This is a genomic window from Subtercola lobariae, assembly GCF_014640255.1.
Taxonomy (GTDB): Bacteria; Actinomycetota; Actinomycetes; order Actinomycetales; family Microbacteriaceae; genus Subtercola; species Subtercola lobariae.
Genome location: NZ_BMGP01000001.1, coordinates 259,320 through 278,474, shown reverse-complemented (window position 1 = coordinate 278,474; position 19,155 = coordinate 259,320). Strand labels below are relative to the sequence as shown.

At 63.4% G+C, this 19,155-nt stretch carries 19 protein-coding genes; 1 reads left to right on the top strand and 18 read right to left on the bottom strand.

Features of this window, described 5'->3' with window-relative positions:
• Window positions 1-96 precede the first annotated feature (96 nt).
• The 3 genes from IEX24_RS01415 to IEX24_RS01405 all read right to left on the bottom strand — a co-directional run bounded on the left by IEX24_RS01415 (window position 97) and on the right by IEX24_RS01405 (window position 3,608).
• Window positions 97-1,113: a LacI family DNA-binding transcriptional regulator gene (locus IEX24_RS01415; RefSeq protein ID WP_188674188.1), complete on the bottom strand. Its 1,017-nt coding sequence runs from the start codon at window positions 1,111-1,113 to the stop codon at window positions 97-99.
• A gap of 185 nt (window positions 1,114-1,298) precedes the next feature.
• Window positions 1,299-2,129 (bottom strand): sulfurtransferase, encoded by an 831-nt coding sequence (locus tag IEX24_RS01410; protein WP_188672510.1) that lies wholly within the window; start codon window positions 2,127-2,129, stop codon window positions 1,299-1,301.
• A gap of 105 nt (window positions 2,130-2,234) precedes the next feature.
• Window positions 2,235-3,608, bottom strand: coding sequence for a glycerate kinase (locus IEX24_RS01405; protein WP_188672508.1), 1,374 nt, complete (start codon window positions 3,606-3,608; stop codon window positions 2,235-2,237).
• 130 nt (window positions 3,609-3,738) lie between these two features.
• On the opposite strand from IEX24_RS01405, the gene IEX24_RS01400 reads away from it, so the two are divergent.
• Window positions 3,739-4,077 carry a hypothetical protein gene (locus tag IEX24_RS01400; protein WP_188672506.1) on the top strand — a complete coding sequence of 113 codons (339 nt, stop codon included), beginning with the start codon at window positions 3,739-3,741 and terminating at the stop codon, window positions 4,075-4,077.
• Here the strand turns inward: IEX24_RS01400 and IEX24_RS01395 are convergent.
• From IEX24_RS01395 to IEX24_RS01325, 15 genes are all read right to left on the bottom strand, one after another.
• The gene (locus IEX24_RS01395) at window positions 4,074-4,487 is read right to left on the bottom strand and encodes a hypothetical protein (protein ID WP_188672503.1); all 414 of its coding nucleotides are present in this window, start codon (window positions 4,485-4,487) and stop codon (window positions 4,074-4,076) included. The genes IEX24_RS01400 and IEX24_RS01395 overlap by 4 nt on opposite strands.
• 12 nt (window positions 4,488-4,499) lie before the next feature.
• Window positions 4,500-5,210 (bottom strand): nucleotidyltransferase domain-containing protein, encoded by a 711-nt coding sequence (locus IEX24_RS01390; RefSeq protein WP_188672502.1) that lies wholly within the window; start codon window positions 5,208-5,210, stop codon window positions 4,500-4,502.
• 51 nt (window positions 5,211-5,261) lie between these two features.
• Window positions 5,262-6,236, bottom strand: a complete 975-nt coding sequence (nrdF, locus tag IEX24_RS01385; RefSeq protein WP_188672500.1) for a class 1b ribonucleoside-diphosphate reductase subunit beta — start codon at window positions 6,234-6,236, stop codon at window positions 5,262-5,264.
• Window positions 6,229-7,008 carry an NUMOD3 domain-containing DNA-binding protein gene (locus IEX24_RS01380; RefSeq protein WP_188672498.1) on the bottom strand — a complete coding sequence of 260 codons (780 nt, stop codon included), beginning with the start codon at window positions 7,006-7,008 and terminating at the stop codon, window positions 6,229-6,231. The genes nrdF and IEX24_RS01380 overlap by 8 nt, the downstream gene beginning before the upstream one ends.
• Before the next feature lie 29 nt (window positions 7,009-7,037).
• Window positions 7,038-9,185 carry a class 1b ribonucleoside-diphosphate reductase subunit alpha gene (gene nrdE, locus IEX24_RS01375; protein WP_268236207.1) on the bottom strand — a complete coding sequence of 716 codons (2,148 nt, stop codon included), beginning with the start codon at window positions 9,183-9,185 and terminating at the stop codon, window positions 7,038-7,040.
• A complete protein-coding gene (gene nrdI / locus IEX24_RS01370; RefSeq protein WP_188672496.1) occupies window positions 9,170-9,571 on the bottom strand; it encodes a class Ib ribonucleoside-diphosphate reductase assembly flavoprotein NrdI in 402 nt (133 codons plus the stop codon). The genes nrdE and nrdI overlap by 16 nt, the downstream gene beginning before the upstream one ends.
• A gap of 27 nt (window positions 9,572-9,598) precedes the next feature.
• Window positions 9,599-9,832: a glutaredoxin-like protein NrdH gene (gene nrdH, locus IEX24_RS01365; protein WP_188672494.1), complete on the bottom strand. Its 234-nt coding sequence runs from the start codon at window positions 9,830-9,832 to the stop codon at window positions 9,599-9,601.
• 314 nt (window positions 9,833-10,146) lie between these two features.
• Window positions 10,147-11,619 carry an MFS transporter gene (locus tag IEX24_RS01360; protein WP_229715032.1) on the bottom strand — a complete coding sequence of 491 codons (1,473 nt, stop codon included), beginning with the start codon at window positions 11,617-11,619 and terminating at the stop codon, window positions 10,147-10,149.
• Window positions 11,620-11,725: 106 nt separating this feature from the next.
• Window positions 11,726-12,457, bottom strand: a complete 732-nt coding sequence (locus IEX24_RS01355; RefSeq protein ID WP_188672492.1) for a cyclase family protein — start codon at window positions 12,455-12,457, stop codon at window positions 11,726-11,728.
• 10 nt (window positions 12,458-12,467) lie between these two features.
• Complete coding sequence (locus IEX24_RS01350; protein ID WP_188672490.1) at window positions 12,468-14,030, bottom strand: APC family permease; 1,563 nt, start codon at window positions 14,028-14,030, stop codon at window positions 12,468-12,470.
• A 139-nt stretch (window positions 14,031-14,169) separates the two neighbouring features.
• A complete protein-coding gene (locus IEX24_RS01345) occupies window positions 14,170-14,433 on the bottom strand; it encodes a type II toxin-antitoxin system RelE family toxin (RefSeq protein ID WP_188672487.1) in 264 nt (87 codons plus the stop codon).
• On the bottom strand, window positions 14,430-14,753 hold the full coding sequence (locus IEX24_RS01340) for a type II toxin-antitoxin system Phd/YefM family antitoxin (protein ID WP_188672484.1): 324 nt from the start codon (window positions 14,751-14,753) through the stop codon (window positions 14,430-14,432). The genes IEX24_RS01345 and IEX24_RS01340 overlap by 4 nt, the downstream gene beginning before the upstream one ends.
• Before the next feature lie 61 nt (window positions 14,754-14,814).
• Window positions 14,815-14,982 carry a type 2 periplasmic-binding domain-containing protein gene (locus IEX24_RS01335; protein WP_188672482.1) on the bottom strand — a complete coding sequence of 56 codons (168 nt, stop codon included), beginning with the start codon at window positions 14,980-14,982 and terminating at the stop codon, window positions 14,815-14,817.
• A gap of 54 nt (window positions 14,983-15,036) precedes the next feature.
• Window positions 15,037-16,134: a zinc metalloprotease gene (locus tag IEX24_RS01330; protein ID WP_188672479.1), complete on the bottom strand. Its 1,098-nt coding sequence runs from the start codon at window positions 16,132-16,134 to the stop codon at window positions 15,037-15,039.
• Between the two features lie 6 nt (window positions 16,135-16,140).
• Entirely contained in the window at window positions 16,141-18,870 is a 2,730-nt protein-coding gene (locus tag IEX24_RS01325) for an Ig-like domain-containing protein (protein ID WP_188672476.1), read from the bottom strand.
• Window positions 18,871-19,155 lie beyond the last annotated feature (285 nt).

The following is a 19,155-nucleotide window of genomic DNA, read 5'->3' as shown; positions in this document are numbered from 1 at the left end:
CTTACGTCTCGCACGCATGTCAACCCGAGATGGTCACGTTTCTGTAACCGCCCGAAAACGCTCGGGCAACGCTCGGGCAATGGGCATCGGTCGCGCCTAGAAAGCGGGGCGCGCGGTGCTCTTTCGCACAATGAGGTCAGGAACCAGGGTGGCCGGAGACGCGCCCTGATCGTCGATATTGCCGAGCAGCAGCGCAATGGCTCGGCGGCCGAGCTCGCCGAAGTCTTGCTGCACTGTGGTCAGCGGCGGCCAGAAATGAGCCGCCTCAGGAATGTCGTCGAAGCCCACCACACTCACGTCGCGAGGCACATCGAGGCCGGATTCGCGGATGGCGTGAATCAGCCCCAACGCCATCTGGTCGTTCGACGAGAAGATGGCTGTGAAGTCGCGCACACGCAGCAGCTCGCGGCCGGCGTAGTAGCCGAACTCCGCCGTCCAGTCGCCGAGAATCGGCGCTGTCGCCGGCACATCGTTGGCCGAGAGCTCGGTGAGAAAGCCGTGCATACGGGCTTCGGCTTCAATCCAGTCTTGCGGGCCGGCCAGATGGTAAATACTGCGGTGACCCAGCTCGATCAGGTGCCGGGTGGCCAGGCGCGCTCCCGAGATCTGGTCGACCGAGAGGGCATGTTCGGTGGTTCCGGTGCTCTGCAGCGTCACGAAGGGCAGCGAGATGTTCATGTCGTGAAAGGTCTCGAACACTCGAACCTGTGGCGCGATAACCACAAGACCTTCTACCGCCTGGTCGAGCAAGTGGTTGAGGCCGCGTTCGATCGACGCTCGGTCTGTGCCGTCGAGATTCGTCGTGTTCACGAAGTATCCCTCAGCGCGAGCCGCCTTCTCGAGCGCTTGAATGCTCGAGGCAGGCCCGTACTGAGTGGCGGCGGCAGCCAGAACGCCGATGGTTCGAGTGCGGCTGGTGACAAGCACGCGAGCGGCCCGGTTCGGGCGGTACTGCAGGTCATCCATCACCTGCTGAACGCGCGCTTTGGTTTCGACACGGATGCTCGGGTGGTTGTTCAGCACCCTCGAAACGGTTTGGTGCGACACACCGGCGAGGCGGGCCACATCGCGGATGCTCGGCGCCCGCCCGGTCTGCGCATCACTTGCCACGATCTGCCCGTTCTGACTCGAATTCGGCTCTTTCGGTGGTTCTGCCCTGCCCGAACTCGATGCAATTCGATGTGCACGGTCACATCGTGTTCTGCGTCAATTATGCTCCTCGGCTGAGCGGCGTGTGGCTAGCGCGATGTTACTGTCACATTTCTCAGAAAATTCATGTGACAGTCACATGTTGAGCCTCAATCGCCCGTGGCAACTGGTCTTCCCGGTGAGTTCGACCACGCCGACCACGACCCTGCGTAGAGAGCCGGGTCGAAACCGGCGATGGTGAGGGCCACCGCGTCGGCCGCGGCAGACACACCGGAGCCGCAGTAGACGGCAACCGGTCGGTCTTCGCTCACCCCGATTGCTTCGAACTGAGCTCGCAGCTGCTCGGCACTGAGAAAACGGCCGGATGAGTCGAAATTCGCCGTCGCCGGAGCGTTTCGCGCGCCGGGAATGTGCCCCGCGACGGGGTCGATGGGCTCTTCATCGCCCCGAAAACGCTCGGGCGCTCGGGCGTCGAGCAGAACACCGGTCTCAGGGAAGGCGGCCGCCTCCTCGATGCTCAGCGAAATTTCTGCGCTGTACGCGAGCGTGACCGTGCCCGGTTCGCCCTCGGCCTCGCCCGCTGCCACGTCGTAGCCCGCCTCTTTCCAGGCTCGAAGCGAACCGTCGAGAAGTCGAACGTCGGCCACGCCGGCATTCGTGAGCAGCCACCAGGCGCGTGCGGCCGACAGATTCTTCAGATCGTCATAAACCACGACGGTTTCGCCGTCGTTCAGACCCCAGCGCCGTGCCGCAGCCTGCAGGTCAGCGGCATCGGGCAGCGGGTGGCGCCCTTCGTGCGGCTCGCCGTGCCGCGCGAGTTCAGTTTCGAGATCGACGTAGACGGCGGTGGGAATGTGCCCGGCACGATACTCGGGGTACCCCTCGGGGCCGCCTAGACGCCAGCGCACGTCAAGCACGCGCACCGTCTCGGGTGATTCGATGAGCGACTTCAGCTCTTCAGCTGTGATCAGAATGGGCACCGTGCTGCGCTCCTTCGGCTGGGGGGTGTGGCAGAGCTTTGTGGGGTGGGGTCGGGTGGGGTGGGCTTGTGGTTTGGTGGGGGCGGGGTGGGGTGGGGCGGGAGCTTATGACGCTTCGCCTGACGTTCGTGCGTCGCCTTTCGCGAGCGCGCGGCCTGCCGCCCACAGAAACGGTTTGGGGTTGCCGATAGCAGCTTCTGCGCTCCCAGCGAGCTCGGTCAAGGAGACAGAGGCGGCGAAGTCGTCGGGGTCGGTTTCGATGCTGCCGGCCACGAGCAGTGCGAACGCGTCGTACTGCCGCGCCAACCCGAGCACGTAGCTCGCGACCTTGCCCGCCGCCGACTGGTTGTCAAAACGGCCCTCGCCGGTAATGACCACGTCGGCGCGCTCGATCTGGGCCGGCAGCCCGAGAGCTGTGCCAACTGCGTCTGCGCCCGGGTGGATGCTCGCTCCCCACGCCGCGAGCCCGAAGCCGGTGCCGCCCGCGGCTCCCGCGCCCGGTGCGGTGACGTCGGGTGCGGGAGCGAGAGCGGGCGCGGCGGCCGCGGGCGGCGAGGATGCGGCCGGCGTTGCATGTGCCACGGCGGGTGCTGCCGTGTCGGCCGAACCAACGGGGTCGGTCGGGGTGGGGGGAGGAACGTCAGAATCCGCCTCGCCGGTTAGAGGGTCGGCGAGGTAACCGAGGTCGCCCTCAGACCACTCGGCGAGGTCTACCGGGGCGTCGGCGACCACGATGAGCGACGGGTCGGCACCGAGGGCCCGTGCGAGGGTGGCGAGTGCGGCATCCAACCCGTGTACTTGTATTGCATCGGCGCCCTTCTGAGGCCCGAACACCGCGGCGGCACCGTTCTCGCCGAGCAAGGGATTCGTGACGTCGGTGATGACGTGGGCGCCATCAACTGGAAGCGGGCGCAAACCGCGGAGGTCGGCTCTGGCCAGAGCGGCAAGCCCGCGCGCGCCGGGAGCAACGGGTGCGCCGGTCGCATCGAGAAAGCGTGCGCCGAGCGCCGTCAGGGCACCCGCGCCACCGTCTGTCGAGGCGCTGCCGCCGATGGCGAGTAAGAGCTTGTCGACGCCGTGGTCGAGCGCCGCGGCGATGGCTTGACCAAAACCGGTGGTATGGGCATCCCACGGCCGAAGCTCGTCGAGCAACGTTATGCCGCTGGTGTTCGCGACTTCGACCACGCCTGTTCCGCCGGTGCCCGTGTCACCCGGTGCGGGCGGCAACCACAACCATTCGGCGGTGACGGGGCGGTCGTCTGGCCCCGTGACGGTCACCGGTATGCGCACGGCACCCGGCACGGCAAGCACGAAGGCGTCGATCGTTCCTTCACCCCCGTCGGCCATCGGCAGCACCACGACCGTGTCGCCTGGCCGCACCTCGCCCCAGCCCCCGGCAATGGCGGCTGCCACCTGCACGGCGCTCGCACTTCCCTTGAACGAATCGGGCGCGACAACGACGTTCAACGATGGACTCATGTCTTTATCCTGCCCTACCCGGCCTGCGGCGCGCCGCTCATCTCGCACTGCCCGCCGACGCGCGATGCGGTTACGGTGGGGAGTGCCGAAACTCCTTTTTCGGCTCTGCCCCAACGTCGAAGGAATGGTCATGTTCGGCAGCAACCGTCGCAACAGAGCCGAACGCCCGGCTACGGCCTTTTCCCTGCCCGACTCCGTCGGCGTCGGGGCGCTCGTGGTGGTGTCAGGCTCGCCCGAGTCGGGCTGGGTCGGCGAACCCACCGGCGTCGTGATCGCCCCAGGCGACAACGAAATGGCGGGTTACCCCGGTCTCGCGCCCGGCGGCCCGGTCAGCTGGCTGATCGCCTTCGACGAGCCCGCCTTCCGCACCGGCATCGACGCCCCCTTCGACGAGGGCACCGTAGCGAGCCGTTACGTCGCGCCCCTGCCGGGCGCTGTTACCGACGCACCTGCGGATGCGGCTGACTAGCTGATACCGAAGTCAGCCATCGCCTCCACCAGCTTTCGAGCTTCTTTGGTCATCGACCTCGCCACGGCAGCAGAACAATAGCCTCCATATTGGAGCTCACTTTTATCGGCAAGGAGTCGACGCAGGCGCATTGCGAGCTGGGCGCCCGAGGGTTTCACCGACCCGAGCAAATCGACCGCTAGGCGATGGTCACCATCGTTCGCGCGTTGACCGAGTGTCTTGCCGCAAATCGCATAGCACGCGGAGATTCCCGCGTTGATAGCATTCGACGCGGCAACCTGAGCTTCCGCCGATTCGCCAGAATCAGCGCGAATGAGTTCTATCCGTTCTTCGGCCACCTGAAGAAACTCGTGAGCGGCTCCGGCTCGCTGACGAACGAGAGCCAGGGTCATGTCGGCAAAGCGAGCCATGCTCAGATTATCTCACAGTCGATCTCCAGTGCGCGCCGACGACAAGGTGCGAATGAGTCGCTTAACGTCTGACCCGTTGAAAGTTCGAGCATCAGCCAGCCATGAGGCGATCATCGCATCGTTGCGTGCTATCAATTCCGTGAGTTGCTCGCGCGTGAGGCAGTAGACGTTGCACACGTTTCCTGTGGCACGAGCGATGGTCGAAGACACGATGTCCACGAGCGGCGCAGTGACCTCATCGATTGTCATACTCGGAAGTATCATCAGCACGTCAACATCACTCGCGGCCGTGCTTTCTCCGCGCGCCACTGAGCCGAAGAAAGCGAGCGATATGTCTCTCACCGATATCGAATCGGAGTCTTGCATCTCCAACGAATTCACCACAGCCGCTTGGAGGCGCTCCATCGCCGAGTCTGCCGAGCTAACAAGCGCTTCGATCACCGGCCACATGACGTGGTCGCGATTAGCCGTGTAAACAAGAGAGGGGCCCACCTTACGAACGTCGACGACACCGTTTTCAACCAGTCGTGCCAGAGCGAGCCGCATGCCCACCGTTGAGCCGCTGCCAGAGAGGCGCGCGATGGCAGACCCCGTCAGGGGTTCGGTGGTGTGCGCGAGCACGCGAAACGCCTGACCCTCGAGTGTTGTGACCACCGATGTAATGGGCTCACTCAGGTTCATGTTCGGGGCCCCGGTCATCCGCAGGTCGTCAGCTAATGACACAATTATTTCTCTATGGAAACAATCATGTCAATAGCCGGACGATGATGGTGCCTAGAAGTCCCAGTCTTCGTCTTCGGTGTTGACCGCCTTGCCGATCACGTAGGAGGAGCCCGAGCCCGAGAAGAAGTCGTGGTTCTCGTCGGCGTTGGGCGAGAGGGCCGAGAGGATGGCCGGGTTCACGTCGGTCACCGTCTTCGGGAACATCGGCTCGTAGCCGAGGTTCATCAGCGCCTTGTTCGCGTTGTAGTGCAAGAACTTCTTCACGTCTTCGGTCAGCCCGACCTCGTCGTAGAGGTCTTGCGTGTACTGCGTCTCGTTCTCGTAGAGGTCGTAGACGAGCGAGAACGTGTAGTCCTTGATCTCGTCGCGCGTGGTCTGGTCGACCCGCTCGAGACCACGCTGAAACTTGTAGCCGATGTAGTAGCCGTGCACTGCTTCGTCGCGGATGATCAAACGAATGAGGTCAGCCGTGTTCGTCAGCTTCGCCCGGCTCGACCAGTACATCGGCAGGTAGAAGCCGGAGTAGAAGAGAAACGACTCGAGCAGGGTCGACGCGACCTTACGCTTCAGCGGGTCATTGCCGTGATAATCGTCGAGAACGATGTCTGCCTTCTTCTGCAGGTTGGGGTTCTCGGTCGACCAACGGAACGCCTCGTCGATGTCTTTCGTGTTCGACAGCGTCGAGAAGATCGACGAGTACGACTTGGCGTGCACCGATTCCATGAAAGCGATGTTGGTGTACACCGCCTCCTCGTGGGGGGTCAGAGCATCCGGAATCAACGACACCGCACCCACCGTGCCCTGAATCGTGTCAAGCAGCGTCAACCCGGTGAATACCCGCATGGTGAGCTGCTGCTCGGCCGGCGTCAGCGTGGCCCACGACTGCACGTCATTCGAGAGCGGAACCTTCTCGGGCAACCAGAAATTGTTGACGAGCCTGTTCCACACCTCGACGTCTTTGTCGTCTTGAATCTTGTTCCAGTTGATGGCCTGCACATTGCGGGCCAGTCGAAGCTGTTCAGCCATTGGGATTTTCTCCGGTCGGTGGGGTGGGACTCTGTGCCGCGTCATCGACGCAGTGACGGCATTCGGGCTTCACTACGCCCTTGTTGGTGTGGTGGAACCGGTGAAGAGAGATCGAAACCTTTTCACGCGTCTCAGCGCTGGGCGATTTGCCGAAGTTCGGGTTGCCCGCACCTCGCCGCTGCTCAGCTAACGCGGCCTTCGATTCAGCAGACATCGTGTGACCGTAACCTGGATGATCTTGCCCGAACTTGCCGTAATTGGGGTTTTTCTCGCCAGTGATCGAGCCTTTGCGAATCTCCGACCAGCGAGCCTTCTGCTCCTCGCTGTGGTGCTTTCCGAACATCGGCGAGTCTGGCCCGAAGCGATGCAATCCCGGTCGACCAGTCGCACGGATCGCCGCGGCCTTTCTCTGTTCGCCGGTCCAGACGTATCCGTTCGGGCCTTTGCCACCCTCCGCCAGATTCAGCAGCCGGTGTCCGCCCGCTTTCAGACGTTCGATCCACGCCACTTCTGATCTCGCGAGATCGTCGAGAGAAGAGGTGACGACCTCCAACGACTCTACGTAAACGTGCTGCTCGGATGCCTTGCGCAACCAATCGTAGAAGGCGGTCTTCCGGCCTGCCGCGGCATTCTTGAAGTGCTGCTGGGTTCGCCGTCTAATACTCGTGGAAGTCATTCCGACATAGCGGAACTCACCCGAGGTTTCGAGGCGAAAGCCGTAGACGACGCCGATGAAACCGACGTACGCCGGCCTCTCTAAGACATCATCCACAACTCACTCCTCAATCCAATATGAACGCATCACAGCGTGCAGGAAACACAGCCCTCCACGCTCGTGCCCTCGAGGGCCATCTGGCGGAGGCGAATGTAGTAGATCGTCTTGATGCCCTTGCGCCACGCGTAGATCTGCGCCTTGTTGATGTCGCGGGTGGTCGCGGTGTCGCGGAAGAACAGCGTCAGCGAGAGGCCCTGGTCGACGTGCTGCGTCGCCGCAGCGTAGGTGTCGATGACCTTCTCGTAGCCGATTTCATACGCGTCCTGGTAGTACTCCAGGTTGTCGTTCGTCAAAAACGCAGCCGGGTAGTAGACGCGCCCGATCTTGCCTTCTTTGCGAATCTCGATCTTCGACGCGATGGGGTGAATGGATGCCGTCGAGTTGTTGATGTACGAGATCGAGCCGGTCGGGGGTACGGCCTGCAGGTTCTGGTTGTAGATGCCGTGGGCCTGAACAGAAGCCTTCAGCTCTTCCCAGTCGGCCTGCGTCGGAATATGGATCGACGCGGTGTCGAACAGCGACGCGACCTTGACGGTCGACGGGGTCCACGACGCAGAGGTGTACTTGTCGAAGAACTCGCCCGACGCGTAGGTGGAGTCGGCGAACCCGTCGAACACCTCGCCACGCTCGATGGCGATGCGGTTCGAGGCCCGCAGCGCGTGAAAGAGCACCGTGTAGAAGTAGATGTTCGTGAAGTCGATGCCCTCTTCGCTGCCGTAGAAGACGCGCTCACGAGCGAGGTACCCGTGCAGGTTCATCTGGCCGAGACCGATGGCGTGCGAACGGTCGTTGCCCGCCTCGATCGACCGCACCGACGAGATGTGGCTCTGGTTCGACACCGAGGTGAGGCCACGAATCGCGGTTTCGACCGTGAGACCGAAGTCAGGCGAATCCATCGTCAGCGCGATGTTCAGCGAGCCCAGGTTGCACGAGATGTCTTTGCCGATGTAGTCGTACGACAGATCTTCGTTGTAGGTCGTCGGCGTGTTGACCTGCAGTATCTCCGAGCAGAGGTTCGACATGTTGATGCGGCCCTTGATGGGGTTCGCTTTGTTCACCGTGTCTTCGTACATGATGTACGGGTAACCCGACTCGAACTGAATCTCGGCAAGGGTCTGGAAGAACTCGCGGGCCTTGATCTTCGATTTACGGATGCGCGGGTCATCCACCATCTCGCGATACTTCTCGGTGACCGAGATGTCGCCGAACGGCACGCCGTAAACGCGCTCGACGTCGTACGGCGAGAACAGGTACATGTCTTCGTCGTTCTTGGCGAGCTCGAACGTGATGTCGGGAACGACGACACCCAACGACAGCGTCTTGATACGGATCTTCTCGTCGGCGTTCTCACGCTTCGTGTCGAGAAAACGCAGAATGTCGGGGTGGTGAGCGCTGAGGTACACCGCACCCGCACCCTGACGAGCGCCGAGCTGGTTGGCGTAGCTGAAGGAGTCTTCGAGCAGCTTCATCACGGGGATGATGCCCGACGACTGGTTCTCGATCTGCTTGATGGGCGCACCGGCCTCACGGATGTTCGACAGCAGCAACGCGACACCGCCGCCGCGCTTCGACAGCTGCAACGACGAGTTGATGGCGCGGGAGATCGACTCCATGTTGTCTTCGATGCGCAGCAGGAAGCACGACACGAGCTCGCCGCGCTGCGCCTTGCCCGTGTTGAGGAAGGTGGGGGTAGCCGGCTGGAAGCGGCCGCCGATGATCTCTTCGACGAGGTTGATCGCGAGCGTCTCGTCGCCGTCGGCCAGGCCGAGGGCGGTCATCACGACGCGGTCTTCGAAGCGCTCGAGGTAACGCTTGCCGTCGAACGTCTTCAGCGTGTACGAGGTGTAGTACTTGAACGCCCCGAGGAACGTCTCGAAGCGGAACTTCTTCGAGTACGCGAGGTCGTTGAGCTTCTGGATGAACTCGAACGAGTACTGATCGAGCACGGCCTGCTCGTAGTACTCCTTCTCAACCAGGTAGTCGAGCCGCTCTTTCAGGTTGTGAAAGAAGACGGTGTTCTGGTTGACGTGCTGCAGGAAGTACTGCTTGGCCGCCTCTTTGTCTTTGTCGAACTGGATGTTGCCGTCGGCGTCATAGAGGTTCAGCATCGCGTTCAGCGAGTGATAGTCGAGGGCCGATACCGCCGCGGGCGCCTCGATCAGTGTGCTTTCCAAAATTCATCCAATCCTGTTGTTACGGCCTCGACATCGTCGGGCGTACCGAATACTTCAAACCTGTAGAGGGTGTTCACCTTGCACTTGCGCGCAACGATGTCGCCCGCAAGACCGTAGGCCTCGCCGAAGTTCGTGTTACCTGCTGCTATGACGCCCCGAATGAGCGACCGGTTGTGCTCATCGTTGAGAAACGTGATCACCTGCTTCGGGACTGCTCCCCCGTTGGTTCCGCCCCCGTAGGTCGGCAAGATCAGCACGTACGGGTCGTCGACCCGAAGCTGCTCTTGCCGAGCATAAATAGGGATGCGATGAGCGGGTTTCCCCAGCCGCTCGATGAACCGGTGTGTGTTACCTGAGACCGAAGAGAAATAGACGAGATTCGTCACAAGCACACGTCAATCAAGTGAAAACGATTACGCCACGCGAGCTGCCAGCTCGGCGATCTTGTCGGGGCGAAAACCCGACCAGTGGTCGTCGTCAGTGATGACGACGGGAGCCTGGAGATAACCCAGCTCCTTGACGGCCGCGAGGGCCTTCTCGTCGACGGAAACATCGAAGATCTCGAATTCGAGGCCCTTGTTCTCGAGGGCGCGGTAGGTCGCAGTGCACTGTACGCAGGAGGGCTTGGTGTAAACCGTGATTGCCATGGAGTTAGCGCCTTTCATTCATCACAACTGATGTCACAAAACTGGTGAAAATCATTGCCGACTCGGTAACGCCGTGCCGGGAATCCAACACTACATCTAGTTGTCAGGTTCTGAACATACCCCTAGATGAAGTAGTTACACCGATGTAATTTTCCACAGGTTTCGTCGACTTTCCACACTTATTCAACAACCGTCATCCACAGGTAATTCCGCGAAAAACCGCCACCGAATCGCGATCTGTGGATAAGTCGGCCACCCTGAAAAAATTCTAAACAGAGCCACCGACATTGAACCTCTCGGCGTGTCGCGGGGCACTACGAGCGAGCGCGCCCGCTCAACACCAGCGCACCAAGCGCGAGCACGCCAGACAAGGCGAAACACCCGGTGAATGCAAGTACATTGACGGTGTCGAGCGAGCCGGCCGACGCTCCGGCAGCGCCACCGCCGAGGGTTGCGAAGACGGCAGCGGTGAGCGCCAGCGCCACGGCCGCGCCCGTCGAGTCGGAGATGGAGAGCGCAGACGAATTGAATCCCTGCCTCTCTGGCGCCGAGAGCCGCAGCATCGCCACCGACATGCGCGGATACATCGCACCCATGCCAGCCCCCGCGAACACCCAGCCCGCGATGGCGTAGGCGGCGGGCCAGGCGAACACCGAGCATCCGAGTGCCACCAGAATCGCGAACAACACCAGCAGCGTGCCGACACGGATGCTCGCCACGTCACTGATGCGTGCCGAGTACTTGCCCTGCGCCCACGAAGCCCCCGCCCACGAGAGCCCGGCGACCGACAACGCGAGCCCGGCCAGCGCCGGCGTCAGACCGTATTGGCTGGTGAAGAAGTACGGCAAGTACGTCTCAGACGCGAAGTACGCGCCGGCCACGATGCCACGCAGCAGGATGATCGCGGGTAGCCCTGCGGCCGCGCGCAATGCTCCTGGCGGCAACAGTGGTCGCAAAGCGACCATGGCCACCACGACAGCACCGATCGACAACACCCAGACGAAAGCGCCATTCACCTGACCGGCCAGGCTCGCGATCAGCACGGCTGCCGCCGCGAGACCAGACCACAGAATGCGCGAAATCTGCCACCGCTCAGTTGCCTTCGTCGAAGGGAAGCCGCGCATCACCGGCACCACCATGAACATGGCCAGCAGCACAAGAACCACGACACCGAGAAACACCCAGCGCCAGCCCACGGTCTCGGCCACGATTCCGGCGATGAGAGGGCCGACCAGCGACGGAATGACCCAGGCGGCCGCGAACGCAGCGAACACCCGGGGGTGCAGCCGCTCGGGAAAAACGCGCGCGACCAGCACGAACAAGGCGACCGTCAGTGCTCCACCGCCGAGCCCCGAGATGAGGCGGCCGAGCACCAGCATGGGCATGCTGACGGCCAGACCGGCAATGAGCAGGCCGCCCGCGAAGGTGAACACAGCGGCGAAGATGGCGCGGCGCGGGCCGCTGCGATCAGACCAGTTTCCCGCGACCACCATGCCCACCACGCCGATGGCGAGCGGCCCCGAGAATGCCAGCGCGTAGAGCGTGCCGCCGTCGAGTTCGCGGCTGATCGTGGGCATCACCGTGGTGACCGCGAGCGCCTCGAACGCCGTCAGCAGAATCATCGCGAGCATGCCCACGGTGACCCAGCGGTAGGGGCGGCTCAGGATGCCCGCGGCCCCGTTGCCCGTGGCCTCGTTGCCCATGGCCTCGTTGCCCATGGCCTCGTTGCCCGCGGCCTCGTCATCTGACGGGCCACCGCCCAACTCGGTCTTCGGCTCTGAACTCACTGCATCAACGTTACCGCCGCCACCGGCACCCAGGTGGTTCGTCTGCAGGCCCCGGCGCCCGCCGCCACCGCCTTCGCTACCTGAGCATCATCGGCCGAGCGGCGAGTCAGGGGCCGTCTACGGTTGCGAAGGCGCGCACGGGAAAGGTGCCGAATCCCTTGACTTTGGGCGGCACTGCAGTGAACCGCGCGCCGCGAAAGGGTAACGCCTTGAGGTTCGTGAGGTGCTCCACCACGTGGATGCCCGCGTCGAGCAACAACGAATGCGCCGGCCTGGTGCCGCCCGACGCCGCCGACGCGTCGTCGATGTTCAGCGAATCGATGGCCACAAGGGCCACTTCGCGCTCGACAAGCGCCCGAGCGCCGTCTTCACTGAGATAAGGCGCCCCGGTGGCGTATTCGGGGGTGCCGAACAGAGCATCCCACCCCGTGCTGAGCAGCACGGCCGTGCCGCGCAGGTCTTCGGTGCCGAACGCGTCGGCCGTGATGGCGCGGCCATCGAAGGCGAATTCCGACTGATCTTCGGGGGCCGGCCCGTCGAGCGAGGTGCCGGCCACGCCCGGAAATTGAAACACGACGGCCGGCAGCTCAGCCAGCGTCTCGAGCGCGAGGGTCGACAGGTCGCCCCCGTCGGCGTACCGGTGAAAGGGGCTGTCGAGGTAGGTGCCCGTGTTGCCGATCATGGTGATGATGTCCATCTGAAACTGCGTACCGGGCGCGTAGTTGGCGCGCGACGCCTCACGGGTGAGATGCGAGGTGAAGGTCGGCGCAGGCAGCCCCGGGTAGGTCACCAATCCTTCGGTGATGGTGTGGCTGAGGTCGATGAATCGGCGTGACATGTGCTTGAGCCTACTTTCTCTGTGGTCGTGTCGCGGTGGCGGGAGTGGCCGCGACTGCGGTCGGGGCAGCGGGCGCTGTGGTGGCCGCGATGGTCGTCGAGGTCGCTGCCAGGGTGGCCGCGGCCGCGTGGTTGGCCGCGGACGCAATAGCGGGCGAAGCCGCGCGGCGGCCCGGGCGCGGGCGGGCGCGCCGCGCCGCGATGGCCGCCACGAGCAGGGCGGCTGCCGCGAGAATGGCGGGCGCGAGCAGGTTGGGGCCGGCCAGCACGAGTAGGCCGGCGACTAAGAGAGTGGATGCCCCGGCCATCCACCAGCCCACCGAATACCGCCGAAGCAACCGCAGCGCCGCCACCACCCCGAGGGCGTAGACGGCCACCATGCAGCTCGTGTGCACCAGGATGAACGGGGCGAGCGCTCCGCCCGAGCGCACCATCAGCGTATAGTCGACGCTCGCGATGGCGGCCACCAGCAGCAGCGCGCGGCGCGGGAGTCCGCCCGACTCGGCTCCCGGCCCGAACCAGCGCGGCAGGTCGCCGTCGCGCCCGAGCGAAGCGCCGAGCTTGGCGAAGGCGCCGACGTACGCGTTCAGCACGCCGAGGGCGACAATGGCCGCGATGGATGCCACGGCAATACGCCCCCAGACCGGTGCGGCGCCCGAAACCAGGTCGAGCAGCGGCACCGAACTAGTGCCCGCCGCGCTGCCGAGCACGCCGACCGACACCACTTGAAGCGCGAGATACGCGGCACCCACGACCACGACCGCAATGGCGGTGGCGCGCGGAATAGTGCGCCGCGGGTTCACGAACTCCCCGGCGATATGGGTCACCGCCTCCCAGCCGGCGAACGCCCAGACGAAAAGGCTGATCGCCACGCCCACACCGGCCCAGCCGTGCGGCAGAAACGGCTCGAAGTTCGACGCCTGACCGGCGGGCGCCGCGACCACCACGACCCCGATGACGACCGCAACGAGCAACCCCGACAGCACGAGCTGCACCCGACCCGAAAGCCGTAGCCCGAACGCATTGAGCATGAACGACGGCACCAGCAGCACGGGCGCAACGACGAAGGCGACCCACGAGGGCGAACCGAGCACTGCGATCACGTACTCAGCGCCGAGCAGCGCTACGACGGGCGTGCCGACGGAGACGCCGAAGAAGAACCAGTACCCGGTCATCCGTGCTGCTGTGCGCCCCAGCGCGAGCCGCACGAACGTGGCGACCCCGCCCGCATCGGGATGCCGTGCGGCGAGCGCCGCGAACGTGCCGGCGAGCGGCACCGACAGCACGATGAGCACGCCGACGGCAACGATCGACGCTGGCCCCGCTACCTGAACGGCGAGCGCAGGCAGCACGAGAATGCCCGTTCCGAGCACCGCAGCGATGTACAGCGCCGAGCCCTGGGCGAGCCCCACCGTGCCCTGTCGCGCGGTGCCCGGTCGCCGCCTGCCCTCGTCTTCATGAGGCGACGTTGCCGTTGGCGACGTTGCCGTTGGCGAGTCTGGCAGCGGCGTTGCTTGTGTTGCCTTCGGGCGAGCGGATGCCCGGCCCTTCTCATCGCCACCGAACGCCGTCATGCACCTATCGTTGCGCAGACCGGCGACCTCCGAAATGGCAGACGAGCCACTCTTCGCTTCATTCCTGCCATCCGTGCGGGAGCCTTGCAGACGCCCGCCTGCAGGCGAGGCGCCGCGTTCGCGGGCCAGCTCGACGCCCTCAACCCGAGTAGACCTCGCGACGATGCGCCGCCCTCACCACCGTCACTGTCATCAGCTCGTCGACAAGATCGTAGATGACGCGGTAGTCGCCGACCCGCAGGCGCCACGCGACGTCTTCTCCGACCAATTTCGTCGATGCTTGCGGGCGCGGTTCTACCGCCAACGACTCGATCGCTGCGAGCACCCGGCGCCGAACTGGAGGGTCGAACTTCACGACCTGTTTTGCGGCCGCGGTCGTGAACTCGACGACGTACCGCGTCACCCGTCGTTTGATTCGCGAACGGCGCCTTCGTGAGCGGCGCCTTCGTGAGCGGCGCCTTCGTGAGCGGCGAGTGCCCGAACCTCGTCGAGGGTCAGCCGAACGCCATCGTCCGCGGCGCGAGCAGCGCGATACGCGGCGAGATCATTCGCGTCTTCAAGGCGCTCCAGCAGTTCGAGATCGTCTACTCCGATCACCACGGCAGCGAGCTTTCCGTTGCGGGTCACGCCGATGCGCTCATGGCCGAACGACACACGGCCGACAATCGCCGAGAGGTCGGCCCGAAGCTCGCGAGCGCTGATTGACGATGTCACCGAGTCCATGGGGTCGATTGTAGCAGTTGTGTACACGATGACCTGTTTTCCTCTACTTGATTACTCCTCATTATATGCCAGAGACTCGGCGCCGCTCCACCAGCGCGAGAAATGCGGTCACCGCCGGGCCCGGGAGCGTGGTCGACCGCCGCACGAAGCTGAGGTTCCACTCGATGGGCGGCCCTTCGATGGGCACGATGGTCGTGCCCGCGACGCGCGCCACGAGCGCCGCAGGCAATCGGAGAAGTTGGGCGTGAGCCTGAGCGCACTCGCGCGCCCCGAAGCTCTGCCATCAGAGCGTCGGAGTCACGGGCGGAAGAAACATGCACGCCGAAAACGCCTGATCCTCCGGCCCCTCCATGTCACCGGTAGGAGTCCACGGCGATCCAGCGTGACCGTTTGTCGGCAACACCGCGAACATCGTCGAGTCGAGGTCTGAGCCGTGATCGAGACCCAGAACGTGCCCGATCTCGTGCCCGACTGCCATTGGTGTGTCTTTTCCGGGCACGATATTCACCCTGCCGCTGACCCATCGCTGACCGCCCGAAAGGCGACTTCCGCTCGACTCGCCGATGAATGTTTCTGCAGCAGTGTCGTCGTCTACCGCATTCGCGGTGAAGGTAATGGTCGGGGCACGCGAATCGGATGGGTCGTGGGGCACGATCTGTTCGGGGTAGAGCGCCGCTGCGTCTTCATATCGCACCGCGTCGGGGTATTGCGAAATGGCATTCAAGATCGTCGCCTTCACATCGTCAGGAACGTCGGCAGCGAAGGCATACGTTATTTGAGACGGCTGGCCCGCTGGAGCCGTGCTCGCAGGGGGAAGCCACCCGGCCTGGCCGCCTGCAAGCAGTTTGAGCGCCGAATACGCGACTGATCTCGTGCGACAGGCGTCTTTCGCCCGCGTGTCTTGTCTGTTCAAGAGCGCCTGCGCCTTTTGCTGAGCGAGGTCCTTTTTTTCTTTGAGCTTCTCGGCATCAGTAAGTGTCACAACCCCCGAAGCCACATTCTTGAACGCTGTGATGATTGCGTACGGGTCGATCTTCTTGAGGTCGAAGAAATCCGAGACATTGATGCCGTATTTCGACTCCTTCGGGTCTTGTACTGTCTCGTTGATCGTCAGAGTATCTGGCGCGGCATTGACTGTGCCGACAGAGACCCATTCCCCGCTCAGGCACGACTGCACTTCGATCGCAGATGAATCGTCGGTCGCCAGGGTGCGGGGCGGCTGCCCCTTCGTGCACGCTTCCGCGTGTGCGCCCGACGGACCGGCGAACGTCATCAGCGAGCAGACCGCTAAGGCTGCGATACCCAGCGCCAGTGCACGGCGACGCATCGAGGTGGGCCGCAGAGCCGAATGCCGAGGCCCAATCGAATGTAGTGATTTCATGATTTCCTACTTAGAAGTGATGTGGATCGTCACCGTGACGATGCCGGTTTTGATGCCGTCGTAACGACCGGAGCCGGTCACGATGTATTTGAACGAGGTGTCACCGACGTAGCCCGCTTCTGGCGCAAAGATCAACGCTCCGGTGGCCGCGTCGAGGGTAAGAGTGCCGTGCGCTGGCGGCGTCGCCCCCTGCTGAATACGCCACAGCGAGGGGTCGGTTCCGGCTGGAATCGAGTCGTTCGCGAGCACGCCATTGGCGGCCGTGATATTCAGCGTCTGGCCAGCAGTTACCGAGTAGCTGTCGTCTTTCACTGCGGGCGGTGGGGCAACTGTGATCGGGATGCTCGCTGGCACACTTGTGCGGCCGTACCACGTGAGCGTAGTGAACGTGATGCTATCGGCACCGACATAGGTGGCATCGGGAGTGTATTTCACGAGTCCAGACTTCGAATCGACGGTGACCGAACCATGCCCGGCCGACGCGAAGATCGGCAGAGCCGCCGTGCACTGCGTGGATGGCAGAATCGACGAGACGCCAGCGACTACCGGGTCGAGCTTGGGCGGAACGATGCAAGCGACAGGCGCCGGCCGAATGTCGATGGGAGAGGTGATCGTTGTCTCGACATCGTTGTTCACCGTTGTGACGATGTTCGTCGACTGAGCCAGATAAGACGTGTCTTGAGCGAACTGCAGCGAGAATTCGTTCGTATCACCAGCGTGCATCGTGGTGGTCGTGTAGGTGAGTTCATCGGGCGCGTCACTCTTCGCGCGGGTCCAAGTGGCGGGAATAAGTAGTTCCTTGTCGAGTTTCAGCCCGGCGGTGTCGAAGGTGACCTCGGCAGATCCCGCGGCAGTCGCTGTCACCGAAACGTCATAGACGGCGGTGCCACCGGGGGCCACCCATGAGTTCGTCCACTGGCCGGTCGGCTTCGCTAGCGCCGGAGCATTATCGAGCTCTGGCAACACATCGGCGCGTGTCTCATACTGCGTAAGCGCGGTCGGGTTCAGCGTCAGCGACGCCAGGTTCGCGGGATTCATGTGCAGGTGGGAGTTGAAGGCGTTCGTCTCGACAGTGAACGTGCGTACTGGTTCAGTGTGACCATCCGGTACGCCACCATCGACGTACACCGGCAAGAATTCGGTCGAGAGGTTGGCAGGAGGCCCGCTCGACGAGATCTGTTGCGCTCCGGTCATTCCGCGAAGATCGCCGGCCTGCGATGCGAAAGCGACAAGACTGCCATCGTCGGTGGTCGGCGTTTTTCCGTCGGCGACCGAGTCACCTCCGCCGGTGCTAGACGACCGAACAAGCAGACCGACCTCGGTCGTGTACGTGTTCTGGTTGGTGCGCTTCATGCTGATGGGCCGCACGTCTTCCGGCTGGGCATCCGCATTCAGACGCACGTCGTACACGTCGAGCGCACTATTGTCGTCGGCGAACTTCTGGCAGCCGGCGCACGCACCCGTGATGGCGAGCAGCGGCGACATCGACGTGACGATGGCGCTCGACCCATCCGCCGAAAGGCTGATTCGGGTTGACGAGACCTGAGCCTCGAACCACCCCCGCATCCGCGTCATCGAAGGACTACGACCGGCCGAGTCGGGAACGGTCGGCCAACCCTCGTCGATGAGAGCAAGAGACACTCGATGCGTCACACCCGCACTCATCGTGCGCACGTAGGCGTCGGTCATGTGATTAACCGTCTTCTTGACATCCCCGGTGCCGAGCAGATTGGTGGCTCCTGAGATGAAGCCCACCTTGCCACCGTCGGCAGACATGGTGGGCAGATACGACGTGTCGTCGGCCTTGACGGCGCCCGAGCTTGCGTCAGAGACGCTCACCAGCGCGCTCGAACCCGACTGCGCATCCCAGCGGTAGACAAAGCTGCGTGGGTCGGTTGCGTCGGGGGCGTCGGCGTTCGTCTGCGCGACACCGAGGTTCGTGGCTACCGAGTCGTAGGCGACATATCTGCCGTCGGCCGAAGGCACTCCGTCGTCGCTCGGGCCGTTGGGCGCTTCTGCCTTGCCGCTGGTCTTGTTGACACCGCCCGTGATATTCGTGATGTGGCCGGATGCCCGATCGTATTCTTCGATCGTCTGCATCGAGGTCGTCGGCACTCCCTTGTCACTCATGCCCGCCTGCGCCGAGCTGAACACGACGTGGCTGCCGTCGGCCGACACCATCGGATTCGTATTGCCGCCCGACGTCGGGTCGGGCACTTGCCCGGTGACCGGGTCAGGCAACAAGCCCTTTGGAGCCGACACCTGAGTGATCTTGCCCGTCGACATGTCGACGAGCGCAATCTGCGAAGCGCCACCCGGATGCGGGTCGGTTGCAAACACGCCGGGATCTGTGGTTTCGAACGCGATCCAGTTGCCATCGTGCGAGATCGACGCATTGTACGAGGCGCCCGCGGGCTGATCGGTTCGAACGTCTTTCGATACCAAGACCAGGCTGCCATCGGCGGCGGAGCGGCGATAGACGTGGCGCAGATCGCCGGCCGCATCGGGTGTCAGCTTTTCATCTGACTCGAAGACGGTGTAACGGCCATCGCCGGAGTACGACTGGGCCATACCCACGGCGGTGAGGGCGGGACCAGCGCCTTCATAGACCGACTGGTCGCCACCTCCCGCAGAAACGGCCCCGGCGCTAGCGATGCCGCCCGAGACGGCAGCGAACAGCCCGATTACCACCGCGGGTGCCGCGCACATGGCGACGTATTTGAATTTTTTCGACACAGAATTCCCTCTGGCTCAACCGATAGAGCCACCGATCGATAGCGCAGGGTGTGCTAGATGTAAGGAAGGCTCCACAAGAGAGATGGCAAACCAACGCCTTCATTACGTCACTTGTCTAGATTCGCCAGAAATATTTCGCACTGAAGGATGGATGTTCGCACTTTCGCACCAGCGCGAGAATCGGCGCGACCGCCGGGCTCAGGCGCGAGGCCGCGCGACTCATTCTCGTTTTGGTACTGTTCTCAGGTCGCCGGATGATCGTTCGAGCGTCGTAGCGCCGCACCA

Excerpts from the sequence above, each read along its gene's own strand:
- IEX24_RS01405 (WP_188672508.1), bottom strand. The coding sequence starts at position 3,608 with ATGAGTCCATCGTTGAACGTCGTTGTCGCGCCCGATTCGTTCAAGGGA.
- IEX24_RS01400 (WP_188672506.1), top strand. The coding sequence starts at position 3,739 with ATGTTCGGCAGCAACCGTCGCAACAGAGCCGAACGCCCGGCTACGGCC.
- IEX24_RS01395 (WP_188672503.1), bottom strand. The coding sequence starts at position 4,487 with ATGGCTCGCTTTGCCGACATGACCCTGGCTCTCGTTCGTCAGCGAGCC.
- nrdF (WP_188672500.1), bottom strand. The coding sequence starts at position 6,236 with ATGGCTGAACAGCTTCGACTGGCCCGCAATGTGCAGGCCATCAACTGG.
- nrdH (WP_188672494.1), bottom strand. The coding sequence starts at position 9,832 with ATGGCAATCACGGTTTACACCAAGCCCTCCTGCGTACAGTGCACTGCG.
- IEX24_RS01355 (WP_188672492.1), bottom strand. The coding sequence starts at position 12,457 with ATGTCACGCCGATTCATCGACCTCAGCCACACCATCACCGAAGGATTG.
- IEX24_RS01350 (WP_188672490.1), bottom strand. The coding sequence starts at position 14,030 with ATGACGGCGTTCGGTGGCGATGAGAAGGGCCGGGCATCCGCTCGCCCG.
- IEX24_RS01340 (WP_188672484.1), bottom strand. The coding sequence starts at position 14,753 with ATGGACTCGGTGACATCGTCAATCAGCGCTCGCGAGCTTCGGGCCGAC.
- IEX24_RS01330 (WP_188672479.1), bottom strand. The coding sequence starts at position 16,134 with ATGAAATCACTACATTCGATTGGGCCTCGGCATTCGGCTCTGCGGCCC.